We start from the raw sequence: 15,919 nt of genomic DNA, 5'->3' as shown, positions 1-15,919 counted from the left end.
CCGCAGACCGGCCAGGCCCCCGATCCGCAGCCAACTGGGTTGGACCATGGTCGAGTTGGGCCTGCGCCTGGTCAGCAGCTCGGAACCTTCTCGCCCTTCTGCAGGGCCCGCAGCGCGTCGACCGTACCGGACAGCGTGGTGACCGGGACCAGCTGAAGCTCCTTCGGCTTCTCCGCCTCGGCGTCCGAGCACTCGGCCTTCGGCACGAGGAAGACGGTGGCGCCGTCACGGGCCGCGGCCTGCGTCTTCAGGGAGACCCCGCCGACGGCGCCGACCTTGCCGTTCGCCTTGATCGTGCCGGTTCCGGCGATCGTGCGGCCGCCGGTCAGATCGCCGCCGCTGCCGTTCCCGTCCAGCTTGTCGATGATCCCGAGCGCGAGGAAGAGCCCGGCGCTCGGCCCGCCGATCTTGCCCAGGTCGGCGTTGACCTTGACCTTGTCGGTGCCGTCCACGCCGTCGGCCCGCAGATGGCGCAGCGCCGCCTTCGTGGCGTCGTCCTGCGACTCGCGCATGTCGCCGAGGTTGTGCTCCTCGACCTTCTTCTCGTCGTCGCCGTCCGGATAGACCGAGTCCTTGGGCATCACGGCCCGGTCCGTGCGGAACCAGCCGTCGATCACGTCGCCGAGGCGCACGGTCATCCGCGGCCCCGTCGCCACGATCGTCGTCATCCGCAGCTGCCCCTCGGTCTTCCGGGTGGGCGCCCCGGAGATCGTGAGCACCGGCTTGCCCTCGTACTCCCCCAGCACGTCGGCGGTGCCGCCGGGCTGCGCGACCGCGAACGGGAGGGGCGCGAACGCGGCGACCGCGAGCAGGGCGACGACGGGCGTCGCGGCGATGGCGAGGACCTTGGGGCGGCTCAGCTGAGCGAGACGAGACAGCACGTGCCCAATCTACGCGAGGTGGAAATCAAGCCCGTCCGGCGCTTGAGGACGAGCCAGGCCGGAGGCCGCGATCAACGGCGCGCCGCCGCGGCCTCAGCGCAGCGCCTCGGCGACCTCGCGGGCCGCGTCCACCACCCGCGGGCCCACCCGCTCCGGCACCGAGTCCGCGAGCATGACCACGCCCACGCTGCCCTCCAGGCCGGTCACGCCGACCAGGGGGGCGGCGGCGCCGCTGGCCCCGGCCTCCAGTTCGCCGTGGGTGAGCGCGTACCCGGGGTCGGTGATGTGCCCCTGCCGGGCGGCGAGGATGGCCTTGCCCGCGGCGCCCCGGTCCAGGGGGTGGCGGAACCCGGTCCGGTACGCCACGTGGTAGTCGGTCCACGTCGGCTCGACCACGGCGACGGCGAGCGCCTCCGTGCCGTCGACCAGGGTCAGGTGGGCCGTGGCCCCTATGTCCTCGGCCAGGGAGCGCAGGGCGGGCAGCGCGGCCTCGCGCACCAGCGGGTGCACCTGGCGGCCGAGCCGCAGGACGCCGAGGCCCACTCTGGCCCGGCCGCCCAAGTCCCGGCGCACGAGGGCGTGTTGCTCAAGGGTGGCGAGGAGCCGGTACACGACGGTCCGGTTGACGCCGAGCTTGTTGGACAGCTCGGTGACGGTCAGGCCGTGGTCGGTGTCGGCGAGCAGCTTGAGGACGCGCAGTCCTCGGTCGAGCGTCTGAGATGTCTCCGCGGTCACGACGCCCACTCCTTAGTCGTGAGGGTCGACGGCCCCCTCTGCGGCGGGCACCGGCTGCGCTCCGGGGCGGCGCTGCCACGGGGCGTTGTGTAGCGGGGACAGTAGCGAGGGCGTCCCGCTCAGCGGAAGACTCCGTCCAGAATCCGGTCAAGGCAACGGAAAGACGGTCCGGATCATCCCGATACGCACCCCCGCATGTGTATGCGGAACGCACAATGCCTGCACGCACTGCGCACGTTTCCCGACCTTCCGGTGACGACGCACGGACCCGTGTCCGAAACCGCGCCTCCAGGGAAGCGCCCCAAAGGGGCGCGGGGAACTGCGCGACCAGCCACGTGCGCCCCGCGGACAAAGACGGGGAACCCCACCCCAGCGCGGGCTACCGCATCCGCGTGGCCCACTCCTGCACCTTGGCGATCCGCTGCCGCAGCTGCCCGGCGGTGGCCTCCGCGGACGGCGGCCCCCCGCACACGCGCCGCAGCTCCGTGTGGATCACCCCGTGCGGCTTCCCGCTCTGGTGGACGTACGCCCCGACCATCGTGTTCAGCTGCTTGCGGAGTTCGAGGAGCTCCTTGTGGGAGACCACGGGCCGCCGCTCCGCGGGCAGCTCCAGGAGGTCGGCCTCCTCGGCGGGCTTCTTCTTGCTGTGGGCGATCTGGCGGGCCTGCCGCTTCTGGAGCAGGAGCTGCACCTGGTCGGGCTCCAGGAGGCCCGGGATGCCGAGGTAGTCCTGCTCCTCCTCGCTGCCGGGGTGGGCCTGCATGCCGAACTCGGCACCGTCGTAGAGCACCCGGTCGAAGACGGCCTCGGACTCCAGGGCCTCGAAGGAGAACTGCTCCTGCTCGCCGGTGTCCTCGTCCTGCTGCTTGTTCGCCTCGTCCATCTCCTTCTCGGACTCGGCGTACGGGTCCTCGTCCTCGCCCTGCTTCTTCGGCTTGTCGAGGGCGTGGTCGCGCTCGACCTCCATCTCGTTGGCGAAGCCGAGCAGGTCGGGGACGGTGGGCAGGAAGACGGACGCGGTCTCGCCGCGCCGCCGGGAGCGCACGAAGCGGCCCACGGCCTGGGCGAAGAACAGCGGGGTCGAGATCGTCGTCGCGTACACGCCGACCGCGAGCCGGGGCACGTCGACGCCCTCGGACACCATGCGGACGGCGACCATCCAGCGGTCGTCGCTGCCGCTGAAGTCGTCGATGCGCTGCGAGGCCCCGGTGTCGTCGGAGAGCACGAGCGTGGCCTTCGTCCCGGTGATCTCGCGGATGAGCTTGGCGTACGCGCGCGCCGACTCCTGGTCGGAGGCGATCACCAGGGCGCCCGCGTCGGGGATGGCCTTGCGGACCTCGGTGAGGCGGCGGTCGGCGGCCCGGAGCACGTTCGGCATCCAGTCGCCGCGCGGGTCGAGGGCGGTGCGCCAGGCCTGCGAGACCGCGTCCTTGGTCATCGGCTCGCCGAGCCGGGCGGCGATCTCGTCACCGGCCTTGGTGCGCCAGCGCATGTTGCCGCTGTAGGAGAGGAAGATGACGGGCCGCACGACGCCGTCGCCGAGCGCGCTGCCGTATCCGTACGTGTAGTCGGCGGAGGACCTGCGGATGCCGTCGTTCCCCTCCTCGTACGTGACGAAGGGGATGGGGTTGGTGTCGGAGCGGAAGGGCGTGCCGGTGAGCGCCAGGCGCCGGGTCGCGGGCTCGAAGGCCTCCAGGCAGGCCTCGCCCCAGGACTTGGAGTCGCCGGCGTGGTGGATCTCGTCGAGGATGACGAGGGTCTTGCGCTGCTCCGAGCGGTTGCGGTGCAGCATGGGCCGCACGCCGACGCCCGCGTACGTCACGGCGACGCCGTGGTACTCCCTGCTGAGCGGGCCCGCGCTGTACTCCGGGTCCAGCTTGATGCCTATGCGGGCCGCGGCCTCGGCCCACTGCTTCTTCAGGTGCTCGGTGGGGGCGACCACGGTGACCTGCTGCACCACGTGGTGGTGCAGCAGCCAGGACGCGAGCGTCAGCGCGAACGTGGTCTTGCCGGCGCCGGGCGTCGCCACCGCGAGGAAGTCGCGCGGCTGCTCCTGGATGTACTTCTCCATCGCCCCCTGCTGCCAGGCGCGCAGCTTGCTGGCAGTTCCCCAGGGAGCGCGCCCCGGGAAGGCGGGCGAGAGGTGGTGGTTGGAGGCGGCGGTGGTAGTCACGGTCTCCGTTTTTGACGCTGGGGGTACGTACGACAACCGGGCCACCCTACCGGTGGGATGACCGCACTCCGGGGCTGACGCTCGGGTCCGCCCCGGGGTGCGACGCGGTTCACACCCCTCCGCCGGGGGTGTCAGGCCTTCGCCGCGGGCCCCCGCAGCCGGGTGCCGAGCCACGCTCCGGCGAGGGCCACGGCCGCCATCGGCAGGAACACCGCGGTGAAGGCGCCCGGGTGCGAGCCCGCGGCCCCGGTGCCCGCGCCGTGGGCGCCGATCATGCCGCCGCCGAGCGCGGCGAAGGCGGCGCCGCCCGCGGCGAGGAGGAGGGCGTTGGACAGGCCGTCGGATATCTGGAGCGAGGCGGAGTTCGTCCCCGCGTCCTCCGGGGGCGACAGGCGGAGCAGCAGCACGCTGGTCGAGGCGATGACCATGCCCATGCCGAGGCAGCCGACGCCCCAGGCGACCGCGACGGTCCACACCGGCACGGCGTCGATCAGCACGCTGGGCGCGGTGGCGATGGCCGCGGCGACCAGCACCATGCCGACGACCACCAGCTTCTCCCGGTGGGCCTCCATCCGCGGCCGCGACTGCGCGTACGAGCCGAGGGCCCAGGTCGCGCCGCCCGCCGCGAGCGAGAGGCCCGCGAGCGTCGGCGACAGGCCGCGCTCGCTGACCAGCATCAGCGGCACGAACGACTCGGCGGCGACGAAGGACCCGGCGGCCACGCCCCGCAGCAGCACCACGGAGGGCAGGCCGCGCGCGGCCCGGTAGGTACCGCGCGGGAGGAGGCCGAGCACGGACGGGACCAGGACGGCCGCGCCGAGCACCGCAGGGAGCAGGGACAGCCAGCGGAGGTCCTGTCCCGCGTACTGGAGCAGGCCCGCGCCGAGCGAGATGCCGAGGGCCAGGCGGACGCGGCGGCGGTCCAGGGGCTCGGCGGGGGCGTCGGGGTCCAGCGGGCCCGAGGCGTCGCGGCGTATCGCGGGCAGCGCGAGCGCGAGGGGCGCGGTGACCAGGACCGGGACGCCGATGAACACCCACCGCCAGCCCAGGTGCTCCGTGACCGTGCCCGACACCAGGGGCCCGACCACCGACGGCACCACCCAGGCCGCCGCGAACGACGCCAGGATCGCCGGGCGCAGCCGCTCCGGATAGGCCCTGCTCACCACCACGTACAGGGACACGATGACGAGGCCGCCGCCGAGGCCCTGCACGGCGCGGCCCAGGATGAACTGCCACATCGCGCCCGCCGTGCCGGACAGGAGCAGGCCCGCCGCGAACGCGGACATGCCCGCGGTCAGCGGGCCGAGCGGCCCGCGCCGGTCTCCCCACTGCCCGGCGAGGACCATCCCGAACAGGCTGGTCGTGAAGTACGCGGAGAACCCGAACGCGTACAGCGAAACGCCGTCGAGCTCGCGGGCCGCCACCGGCATCGCCGTGCCGACGGCCGTCGCCTCGAAGGCGATGAGCAGCACGACGGAGACCATCCCGATGCTCAGCGCCCGATGCGGTTTCGCGAGCACGCCGCCCTCGGGCACCTCGTGGGGCGCCGCCTGCGGGGCGGCCTGCGCGGCGGCGACACCGGTGTCGCCGGAGGTCTCGCGGGAGTCGTGGGTGGTCATGCCCGCCAGCGTAGAAGCGACCACTGACACGTGACGCCTGCCTTGAGACGGGCCGGGCCTGGTCCCTTGGTCGTACGCCCCCGGCCTCTTCCCCGGGGGTCGCAGGGGTGGAGGCAGCGCGCCGGGCGCCGCCGGAGGCCAGCGCCCCTGCCTCCGCTGGGGATCAGCGCGCCAGCCCCCGCCCGGGCTCCGCGCGCCGGGCTCCGCCAGGGGTCAGCGTCCCAGCCCCCGCTGGGGATCAGTGCGCCAGGCTCCGCCGGAGGCCAGCGCCCCAGCCCCTCCAGGGATCCGCGCCCCGGCCCCCCGGCCAGGGGTCGGGGGGTCGGGCTCACAGCACCTTCGCGCTCTCCAGGACCGCGTCCGTCGCCTCCTGCTCCTCGCCCGCGCTCGGCTTGGTCATGCCCATCAGGAACACCGACCGTGCGGCGTCCGCGCTGATCACCGTCAGGCGCAGCCGGGTCTCGCCGCCCTCGCCGCCCTTCAGCACGAGGACGACGGTGTGGGCGGGGTGCCCGCCGACCCGGGTCGCCTCGGACTCGGTCTGCTCCGCCGACCCGTCCGGGTTGAAGAACTCCGCGTTGGACCGGGCGGCGCGCTCCGTCTGCGCCTTCAGGTCCGACTCCGCGACGGCGCCCCCGCGCCCGGTGACCACCATGCCGAACCGCTCGCCGTCGCCGCCCTCGCCCTCCGCCGCGCCCTCCGTCCGGATCGAGCTGGTGAAGGCGTCGACGAGGTCCCCCTTGTCCCGCTTCCAGCCCTCGGGAAGCCGGTACGACACCCCGGCCTTCAGGTCCGTCTCCCAGGGCCGCCCCGCCAGCGGGTCTTCGTCCCCGCCCCTGCTCCACCACCAGGCCCCGAGCCCGGCACCCACCAGCGCCACGACCACGACGATCCCCCACCGCCGCGACCGCCCCGGCTGCGGCGGCGCGTAGGGAGGCGGAAGGGGAACCGGGGCCTGCGAGGGCGGTGTCGTCATGCGCACCAGTGTCGCCAACAGCCCGGAAACGGCCTTGAGTACGGGTACTCAGGGGCTACTCACGCGGCACGGCTTTTCGGACACGTTTTCCTTGTGACGCCGCGCACGGGCCGTGAGGCAGCCGTGAAGATCTTTCACTGTATCGTCACTTCCACCGCAGGATCTGCGGTCCGCGCTCCGCGCGGGTGAACGCGCCGCAGGATCAGCGTCGTTCAAGAATGCACTATTTATCCGCAGATGTCCGTAAGCGCGGGCAACCTTCCGCGCCGATTACGGCCGCGCATCCCCCTCCCTGTACGCATGGTCACGACGGTTCCGGCCCGACCACCGGAACCGCCTTTCCACCACGCACACTTGGGGGTTTTACGCATGTCCGGAATCACCCGCCGCCAGGCCATCGGCGCCGCGAGCGCCGTCGCCGGGGCCGCCGTCGTCGGCGTCGGCGCCGCCCAGGGTCCCGCCGTCGCCGCCGGCCACGGCGCCGAGCCCGGCTCCTTCGACGAGGTCTACCTCGGCCGCCGCATCCAGGGCGGGCCCGCCACAGGCCACGGCGGCCACCACGCCGACCACGGCGGCGGCTACTCCGTCCGCATCGACGGCGACGAGCTCCACATCATGCGCAACGCCGACGGCACCTGGATCAGCGTCATCAACCACTACGACCCGCAGGCAACGCCCCGCACCCTCGCCCGCGCCGCCGTCGACGACCTCCAGGGCGCAGCCCTCGTCCCGCTCGCCCCCGCCACCCGCTGATCCGGAGCCCCGCCGCCATGACCGTACGCAAGAACCAGGCCCAGCTCACCGCCGACGAGAAGCGCCGCTTCGTCAACGCGCTGCTCGCGTTGAAGCGCGACGGGCGCTACGACTCCTTCGTCTCCACCCACAACGACTTCATCATGAGCGACCGCGACGACAGCGACCGCGTCGGCCACCGCTCCCCGTCGTTCCTGCCCTGGCACCGCCGCTTCCTCATACAGTTCGAGCAGGCCCTCCAGTCCGTCGACGCCTCCGTCGCCCTCCCCTACTGGGACTGGACCACCGACCGCACCCCCGCCGCCTCCCTCTGGGCCCCCGACTTCCTCGGCGGCACGGGGCGCTCCCGCGACGGCCAGGTCACCGACGGCGCCTTCGCCTCCGCCGGCAACGGCTGGCGCATCAACGTCCGCGTCGACGGGCGCGACTTCCTCCGCCGCAGCCTCGGCTCCAACGGCCTCCAGCTCCCCACGAAGGCCGAGGTCGACTCCGTCCTCGCCATGCCCGTCTACGACGCCGCGCCGTGGAACAGCGCCTCCGACGGCTTCCGCAACCACCTCGAAGGCTGGCGCGGCGTGAACCTCCACAACCGCGTCCACGTCTGGGTCGGCGGCCACATGGCCACCGGGGCCTCCCCCAACGACCCCGTCTTCTGGCTCCACCACGCCTACGTCGACAAGCTGTGGACCCAGTGGCAGTCCCGCCACCCCAACGCGCCCTACCTGCCCGCAGCGGGCACGCGCAACGTCGTCGACCTCAACGACACGATGCGCCCGTGGGGCAACGTGACTCCTGCGGAGATGCTGGACCACACGCGGTACTACACCTACGACGTGGCGGCCTGAACGAAGTCGCGCCAGGCCCCCGCCGTGAACGCGAGGCGGGGGCCTTGCTTGTTCTTGGAGTCCCGTATGTGGACGGTGCCGGGGGTGGCGGCGACCTCGACGCAGTCGTTGATGTTGCTGCTGTCGCTGCGGCTGCTCTTGGCCCACTCCAGCGCGACCTCGACACAGTCGTTGCCGTCGCCACTGCTGCTGTGGCTGCTCTTAGTCCATCCCGGCGCGACCTCGACACAGCTGTCGCCCTCGCTGCCGCTGCTGTAGCTGCTCTTGGTCCACTCCAGCGCGACTTCGACGCAGTCGCTGGGGTTACTGCTGTCGCTGTAACTGCTCGTGAACCAATGCAGCCGATCACTATCCCCGAAGCAGGGCTTGCGAGTCATGTCTCTCCCAGCACTTGCTCGATGAACTCCAGCGACTTCCCTGGCGTAAGAGCCTCGGACCGGATGATGCCATAGCGCAGCTCAAGGACGCGGAGTTGCCTTGGATCGGATACCGGGCGGCCCGCAAACTCATCATCGGTACGCCCGATCGCCGAGCCATCCGCGAACTTCAGCACCTGAATCCGCCCACCCGTCCCGGGGTGTTCAGCACTTTTCGTCGGCATCACCTGGATCTCGACGTGTGGCAACTGTCCGACCTCAAGCAGGCGTTCGAGCTGTTGACGCAGTACCATCCTCCCTCCGATCGGCCTCCGCAGAGTCACCTCTTCTTGGACAAAGCTCAGCTCCGGCGCTGGTTCTCGCTCGAAGATGCCCTGCCGCGCCATGCGTGCAGCCACAGCCCGCTCCAACTCTCCGCGTTGCAGCGCAGGACGACGGGTCCGCAGCAGCGCCTCCGCGAACTCCGCTGTCTGCAACAGCCCATGGATGTTGTGGTTGCTATAGAGGCACAGCTCAACGGCCCGCTCCTCCAGCTTCGCCAGTTCCCGAACTTTCTTCGGGTACCTCGCCTTCGCCATCTCCTCCTTCATCGCCGAGATGAAGCCGTTCGCACCGAGAACCCGATCCACCGCGTCCAGGTACTCGGGGCGCGGGATCCTCGCCCCCCGTTCCACCTTGCGCACCTGGTCCTCGCCGTAGCCGATCGCCTCGCCCAGCTCCGCCGCGCTCAGGCCCGCGGCCTCGCGCCAGCGCTTCTGCTGGTGGCCGAGGGCCTCCACGACCGACGCGATCTCGTCCTCGGGCTCGACGTCCCAGCCAGCCCCGTCCACACCCTCGCCGTCCGCGCTCATCAATGCCCACCTCCGAAGTGCCGCCCCGCTCCAACGCGCAGCCGTACCCGTACGACACCCCGGACAGCCCGGACAGGACCGGACAGCGACGGGACAGTCACCGTACGTGCGCGTCGCACCACGGTGCAGGCTAGGCGGCCTGCGCCACGCTGAGGCGCATGAACACACAGACCCCACAATCCCTGACCCCCGTACGGCAGTTCACCGCGCTGATGCCGTCGAGCCCGCGAGGGGCGCACCTGGCCCGGCGTGCCGTCGTACGCCAACTCACCGCGTGGGAGCGACCGTACGCACGGGCGGAGCACGTCGTGGCGGAGCTGGCGAGCAACGCGGTGCGGCACGGGCACGTGCCGGGGCGGAACTTCCGCCTGACGCTGCGGCTCGCGGCGAGCGGGGTGCTGCGGGTGGAGGTGAGCGACACGTGCGCCGAGCGGCTGCCCCGCGCCCCGGGGGCGGCGGAGCCGGACGACGAGTCGGGCCGGGGCCTCGCGCTGGTGGCGGCGTTCGCGGACCGGTGGGGCACGGAGGTGGGCCCGGAGCCCCGCAAGACGGTCTGGGCGGAGCTGGGCTGCGGCCCGTAGGGACGGCGCCGCCTGACCGCTCAGTGCGTGTTGACCGCTTGTTGATCCGCCCCGCATACCTTTCTCGGCTGGCCAGGCCCGCTCTTCGACCCGAGAAGGAACCATGCACAGATCACCACCGAGTACGCGTCCGCCGCGCGGCGGCTCGCCTGTCCGGAGCCGTGCGAGACGGTGGGGGTTCCTGCCCTCTGCCCGCCCGAGAGGGCGCTGGAGACGGTCGGCCGCAGCGGCGGCCCTAGTCGGCCTGCTGGCGTCACTGGTGACCTTGTTGAACCCCGCCCCGGCGGTGGCGCTGGTTGGTCAGGAGTCGTCCGTCATCACATTCAACATGCAGTCGGGCACCGACAGGTGGACTGACGTCAGGGCCATGATGCCCGACGCCGACGTCATCCTCCTGCAGGAGGCGCCCAAGGCACCATTCGACGAAATGCATCAGTTGAATTGGGCCTCTAACGAGCGGGATCGCACGGTCGACAGCAGCGGTAATTTCAGTCTGAAGTACCGGCTGTACAAGGCGCCGTACAACCAGTCCAGGCGTGGGGTTCAGGGGGTTTTGTACTACCTGAAAATCCTCGACAAGGACGACTGGGATCCTGACAGACCCCGCCCCGGTGATGACGTGCACGTCGGCACCAACACACCGAAGTCGATGGCCATCTGGGTCCGCAAGGATCTCGCGCCCCCAGACAACAACGAGGCTGTGGAACAGGCTCGCCTCCACCTCGTGACACCGACGTGGGGGAACAACGACTACGTCACGTCTCGCCCTGCGTTCGGGCTCAAGGTGCGTAACACGTGGTACTACGACGTCCACGCCCAATCGAGGCGCGTGGACGAACAGCTCAACCACCACTCACGAGCCCTTGTGGATGCAGTCAGCGCCCAACGGCGCGGTGAGCACTGGCAGGTCCTGGGGGACTTCAACAGCGTCGCTCACGGCTTCCGTCGGGACGCAGGCCGCCCCTACACGTACTACGCCACGCAGGATGGAAAACCCTACGGTCCACCGGTGGCTACACACCTGAACGGAGCGCCTCTGGACTACATGGTCGCCGACGACGAGCTCAGCAACCTGAGGGTGACCCGTAGGAGTGCCAACGGCGGCTCGGACCACTGGCCAGTGCGGTTCGCCCCCGCCGACAGGGCCCTGTGCAATCCAGTCGGCTGGGAGTACAGCACCGTGTACAACCCCGCGGGCCGAACCGCCCGGGCCGCCGCGGGGGACGCCTGTGAGAACAACATGGACGCGGTCGTCTCCATGGGCGACAGCTACATCTCCGGTGAGGGCGGCCGGTGGGCGGGCAACGCCAACACCAACCCCGGCGGCGACGTGTGGGGCACCGACCGCAGGGCCGACTGCCCGGGCGGCAAGGACGGCAAGGACTGCGTCTACGGAGAGACGTCGTACGACGGCGGAAACGGCTGCGACCGATCCGACGTCGCGCCCATCAAGAGCGCCGCGATCGACGGCATCCCCAGGGAGCGCCGCTTCAACATCGCCTGTTCCGGGGCTGAGACGAAACACATCATCTCGGAGAAGTTCAAGGGCGAGGAGCCGCAGGCCGAGCAGCTCGGGCGGCTGGCGAAGGACTACGACGTCAAGATGGTCGTGGTGTCCATCGGCGGCAACGACCTGGGCTTCTCCAAGATCATCACCGACTGCGTCTGGCGCTACTGGGGCTGGCCGCTCGGCGGCTCCTGCAACACGAACTCCGCGAACGCAGAGCTGAAGGAGAAGCTGGACAAGACGCGGGGCGACGTCGTCAAGGCCCTGGAGAAGATCCGCTCCGTCATGACGAACGCCGGGTACGCGCGCGACGAGTACGCCCTGGTGCTAAGCACGTATCCGAATCCGCTGCCCGAAAGCGCGCGGATGAAGTACGACGTCCATGAAGAAGGTTCTGAACGCTATTCGGTCGGGGGCTGCCCCTTCCGCAACACCGATGTGGACTGGGCCCGCGACGAGCTGATGCCGGGCATCACCTCCATGCTGCGCGGCGCGTCCTACGACGCCGGGGTGTCCCTGCTGGACGTGGAGAGCGCGTTCAACGGGCACGAGCTGTGCCGTACGGGCACCAAGCAGGCCACGAGCGCGAACTCGCGTGAGAAGCCGCTGCCGGACGATGATGCCGAATGGGTCCGGTGGATTCCGTACTTGTTCGACAACACCAAGGGCTGGCTCTGGGGCTCCCAGGGCAACAAGCAGGAGGCCATCCACCCCAACGCGTACGGGCAGAAGGCGCTCGGCGCCTGCCTGACGGAGTACTCCCGGGCCGCGTCGCGCGATCCGGGACGGCGGCATTCAGTGACATGCGCGGGCACTCCGGGCAAGGGTGACGACGGGGTGGGCCTTCAGCGCTCCGTCCACATCGGCTCCTTCGACAAGGCGGACGAGCCCTCCATACTCCAGCGCCACGGCCCTGACTCCAAGTGGGTCTCCGCGAAACCCTCCTACGACCCCGACACCGGAAGCTGGTCCATCATCGGAGAGCTGCCGGAGATCGGCCAGAAGCTGTACACCACGATCAGGAACCGGACCGGGCAGTACCTGAACGGCGACGGCGGCAGCTCGTGGCAATGGGCGTCCGTCACCGACAAACCCCGCACCTGGATGATCTACCGGGACAAACTGAAAAGAGGGAAGTTCAGGATCACCACGGACGACGAGAAGTGGTGCCTGTCCCTCAAGGGGCGTTACATGCCCTGGGGCGCGCTGCAGCCGTGCGAGCCGACATCGGACGATTCGACCCAGGTGTGGGACATCCAGTACACGAACGTGAAGATCACCCCCCGCCCCCAGCCCACCGACCGCACCGGCCACCTCAAGTCCGCCAAGGACGACCTCGTCGCCGACGTCGACAACGCGTGGTCGGAGCCGGGAACCCGGGTGAAGGCGCTCGCGTCCAAGGACCACCCCGCGCAGAAGTGGCGGGGGCGGGCCACGCCGGAGGGGTGGCAGATCATCAGCGCCCTGGACGGCGAACCCGTGCTGGCGCACGACACCGGCAAGCACGAGGCCCGGCTCGCCAAGGCCGACGACAGGGACAAGGACCAGCTGTGGCAGGCCGAGGACGCGGGCGACGGGTGGACGCGGCTGCGCAACGGCGGCCGGTGTCTGACGGCGGGCGGCGAGGACGAGACGCTGGCCCTCAAGGACTGCGCGTCCGGCGACGCGGGGCAGCGGTGGAAGGCCCCCGGAGTCACCCCGGAGAAGCCGGACGACGACGACAAGGGCGGCGACGCCGGTGACCCCTACGACGACGGGGAACCGGTGCGCGACGACAAGCCCGCCGCCTCCGGCGACTGCCGCCCCGACGGGATGGCGAAGACGGCCGGGGTGGACACGCCGTACTGCGACGTGTACGACGAGCAGGGCCGCGAATGGCTCGGCAACGGCCGCTCGCGGCGGGTGGTCGGCTACTTCACGGGCTGGCGCACCGGCGCGAAGGGCGACCCGAAGTACCTGGTCGGCAACATCCCGTGGACCAAGGTCACGCACATCAACTACGCGTTCGCGCACGTCAAGGACGACAAGATCTCGGTCGGGGACACCTCGGACCCGAAGAACCCGGCCACCGGCATGACCTGGCCGGGCAACCCGCGCGCCGAGATGGACGCCTCGCTGCCGTACAAGGGGCACTTCAACCTGCTGACCAAGTACAAGAAGCGGCACCCGGCGGTGAAGACGCTGATCTCGGTCGGCGGCTGGGCCGAGACCCGCGAGTTCTACTCGATGGCCACGCACGCGGACGGGTCGGTGAACCAGGGCGGCATCGACACCTTCGCCGACTCGGTGGTCGACTTCCTCCAGCGGTACGGGTTCGACGGGGTGGACATCGACTACGAGTACCCCACCGCGCTGCCCAAGACCGGCAACCCCAAGGACTGGGACGTCTCCGACCCGCGCCGCAAGGGCCTCACCAAGGGCTACAACGCGCTGATGAAGACCCTGCGGGAGAAGCTCGACCGGGCCGGGGCCGACAAGGGCCGGTACTTCCAGCTGACCTCCGCGGGCTCCTCGTCCGGCTACCTGGTGCGCGGCCTCGACTCCGGCCAGGCCCTGCAGTACCAGGACTTCGTCAACGTCATGTCGTACGACCTGCACGGCTCCTGGAACAAGTACGTCGGCCCGCAGGCGCCGCTGTACGACGACGGAAAGGACAACGAGCTGGCGGCCGCCGGCGTCTACGACGACCAGAAGGCGGACACCAAGGACTTCCAGAAGCACGGCTACTTCAACACCGACTGGGCCTACCACTACTACCGGGGCGCGCTGCCCGCGGGCCGCATCAACCTCGGCCTGCCCTACTACACGCGCGGCTGGCGCGACGTGCGGGGCGGCCAGGACGGCCTGTGGGGCACCTCGTCGCTGCCGCAGCAGGGTGACTGCCCGCTGGGCACCGGTGGCCGTGGCGGCCACTCGGACTGCGGCATGGGCGCCGAGGGCATCGACAACATCTGGCACGACATCGAGGACGGCAAGGAGGTCGCCGCGGGCTCCAACCCGCTGTGGCACGCCAAGAACCTCCAGCGCGGCACCACCCCCGGCTACTTGAAGTCGTACGGGCTCGACACGGCGAAGCAGGAGAACAAGCTGAGCGGCCGCTACGAGGAGAAGTACAGCTCCGAGCTTGAGGCCCCGTGGCTGTGGAACGCGGACAAGAAGGTGTTCCTGTCCACCGAGAACGAGCGGTCGATCGACGCCAAGGCCGAGTACGTGAAGGACAACGGCATCGGCGGCGTCATGCTGTGGGAACTGGCGGGTGACTACGCCGAGCGCCCCGGCGGCGAGTACGGCATGGGCTACGACCTGACGACCCGCCTGGACAAGTCCCTGCGCGCCGCGGGCCCCTACGGGGCGACCAGGGCGGGCGAGGGCCGCACTCTGCCCCGGAAGGTCATCGACGCCGACGTCGACCTGGTCGACTTCCCCACCTCCGAGAAGGACTTCTACCCCCTCCAGCCCAAGCTGCGCATCACCAACAACAGCGGCCAGACCCTCGGCCAGGGCACCGAGATCTCCTTCGACATCCCCACCTCCGCCCCGCCCGTCATCAAGGACGGCGACTACAAGGAGATGCCGATCGTCAAACCCGGCCGCACCGGCCCCAACAAGGGCGGCCTGAAGGCCGACTTCCACCGCGTGACCATCGAACTCGGCTACTGCGAGGACATACCGCCGGGCAAATCCATGGACATCGACGTCAAGTACTACCTGCCGATCACCGGCCCCGCGAACACCACGGTCAAGATCGGCGACGAGGAGTACGGCATCACCGGTGACAAGCGCCGGGGCACCGACACCGTGGAGCCCCCGGCCCCGTCCTCGGGCACCTGCCCCGCCGCCGACTGGAAGCCCGGCAAGGCCTACACGCCCGCGGCGGGCCGTCTCTGGGGCGCGTTCGACAAGGGCGACAAGGGCTGGCAGTTCGAGTACCAGCAGATGAACATGGATCACTACCCCGACCAGTCGCGGGTCCACCTCGTGGCCCCCTCCACGACCAACCCCAACCAGTTCTGGCAGGTCAAGGACGTGGGCGACGGCTGGTACAGCATCGGCAACGGCGACAGGTGCCTCACCGCCACCGACGCGGGAGAGGACCTCGCCACCCGGGACTGCGGTGACGGCGAGCAGCAGCGCTGGCGGTTCGTCCCCGTCAACGACGACGGCACCGAGGGGCAGCCCGGCGGACCCCGCCACGGCAAGCTCTTCAAGCTCCGCGCCGCCACCGGACAGGAGGCCGAGGCCGCCAACGGCGACAACGACCACGCGACCCACATCCTGACCGGTGACCCCAAGCGCGCCACGGGCGCCTACGTCAAGCACGACGGCTTCTACTGGTACGCGCAGTGGTACACCACGGTCGAACCGGGCAGGACCGAGCCCGACGGCAGCCGCCCCTGGAGGAAGCTCGGCCCCACGCCGTAGCTCCTCCCGGGGTTCATGAACGCCGTATGGCGGTCCCGTTGCGAGGCGGGCCGCGGCCTTGAAGGAGGTCGCGGCCACGCCTACGGTCGAGGACAACAGAGCACAGCTTGGCCGTGTGCCCGAGTGGTTTAGGGATTCGCCTGCAAAGCGAAGCACACCGGTTCGATTCCGGTCACGGCCTCCAGGAGGGAGCGGGCGG

The 15,919-nt window shown here is 70.6% G+C and carries 11 protein-coding genes and 1 tRNA gene; 5 read left to right on the top strand and 7 right to left on the bottom strand.

All coding sequences use genetic code 11. The features are described 5' to 3' along the window. Positions 1 to 71 precede the first annotated feature (71 nt). The 5 genes from AC5WAM_RS25125 to AC5WAM_RS25105 form a co-directional block, all read right to left on the bottom strand. On the bottom strand, positions 72 to 881 hold the full coding sequence (locus AC5WAM_RS25125; protein ID WP_495518877.1) for a S16 family serine protease: 810 nt from the start codon (positions 879 to 881) through the stop codon (positions 72 to 74). Between the two features lie 93 nt (positions 882 to 974). Further along, a complete protein-coding gene (locus AC5WAM_RS25120; RefSeq protein ID WP_030680755.1) occupies positions 975 to 1,616 on the bottom strand; it encodes an IclR family transcriptional regulator in 642 nt (213 codons plus the stop codon). 379 nt (positions 1,617 to 1,995) lie between these two features. After that, complete coding sequence (locus tag AC5WAM_RS25115; RefSeq protein WP_366794468.1) at positions 1,996 to 3,789, bottom strand: DEAD/DEAH box helicase; 1,794 nt, start codon at positions 3,787 to 3,789, stop codon at positions 1,996 to 1,998. Positions 3,790 to 3,920: 131 nt separating this feature from the next. Further along, complete coding sequence (locus AC5WAM_RS25110) at positions 3,921 to 5,408, bottom strand: MFS transporter (protein WP_495518876.1); 1,488 nt, start codon at positions 5,406 to 5,408, stop codon at positions 3,921 to 3,923. A gap of 328 nt (positions 5,409 to 5,736) precedes the next feature. Further along, the gene (locus AC5WAM_RS25105) at positions 5,737 to 6,384 is read right to left on the bottom strand and encodes a hypothetical protein (RefSeq protein ID WP_495518875.1); all 648 of its coding nucleotides are present in this window, start codon (positions 6,382 to 6,384) and stop codon (positions 5,737 to 5,739) included. A 369-nt stretch (positions 6,385 to 6,753) separates the two neighbouring features. Here AC5WAM_RS25105 and melC1 point away from each other — a divergent pair, with 369 nt between their 5' ends. Further along, positions 6,754 to 7,137: an apotyrosinase chaperone MelC1 gene (melC1, locus tag AC5WAM_RS25100; RefSeq protein WP_495518874.1), complete on the top strand. Its 384-nt coding sequence runs from the start codon at positions 6,754 to 6,756 to the stop codon at positions 7,135 to 7,137. Between the two features lie 17 nt (positions 7,138 to 7,154). Then, positions 7,155 to 7,982: a tyrosinase MelC2 gene (melC2, locus tag AC5WAM_RS25095; protein ID WP_495518873.1), complete on the top strand. Its 828-nt coding sequence runs from the start codon at positions 7,155 to 7,157 to the stop codon at positions 7,980 to 7,982. Here melC2 and AC5WAM_RS25090 read toward each other — a convergent pair. Beyond that, positions 7,964 to 8,359 (bottom strand): DUF397 domain-containing protein, encoded by a 396-nt coding sequence (locus tag AC5WAM_RS25090; RefSeq protein WP_495518872.1) that lies wholly within the window; start codon positions 8,357 to 8,359, stop codon positions 7,964 to 7,966. The genes melC2 and AC5WAM_RS25090 overlap by 19 nt on opposite strands. Then, on the bottom strand, positions 8,356 to 9,210 hold the full coding sequence (locus AC5WAM_RS25085) for a helix-turn-helix domain-containing protein (RefSeq protein ID WP_495518871.1): 855 nt from the start codon (positions 9,208 to 9,210) through the stop codon (positions 8,356 to 8,358). Before AC5WAM_RS25085 ends, AC5WAM_RS25090 begins: the two co-directional genes overlap by 4 nt. Before the next feature lie 158 nt (positions 9,211 to 9,368). On the opposite strand from AC5WAM_RS25085, the gene AC5WAM_RS25080 reads away from it, so the two are divergent. The 3 genes from AC5WAM_RS25080 (at position 9,369) to AC5WAM_RS25070 (ending at position 15,904) form a co-directional block, all read left to right on the top strand. After that, positions 9,369 to 9,791, top strand: coding sequence for an ATP-binding protein (locus tag AC5WAM_RS25080; protein WP_495518870.1), 423 nt, complete (start codon positions 9,369 to 9,371; stop codon positions 9,789 to 9,791). Positions 9,792 to 9,894: 103 nt separating this feature from the next. After that, on the top strand, positions 9,895 to 15,720 hold the full coding sequence (locus tag AC5WAM_RS25075) for a glycosyl hydrolase family 18 protein (protein ID WP_495518869.1): 5,826 nt from the start codon (positions 9,895 to 9,897) through the stop codon (positions 15,718 to 15,720). A 109-nt stretch (positions 15,721 to 15,829) separates the two neighbouring features. Beyond that, positions 15,830 to 15,904 (top strand) — tRNA-Cys (locus AC5WAM_RS25070). The last annotated feature ends 15 nt before the right edge of the window (positions 15,905 to 15,919 follow it).

The organism is Streptomyces sp. JLYT201 (genome assembly GCF_059448825.1).
This window is presented reverse-complemented; position numbering and strand designations above follow the sequence as displayed.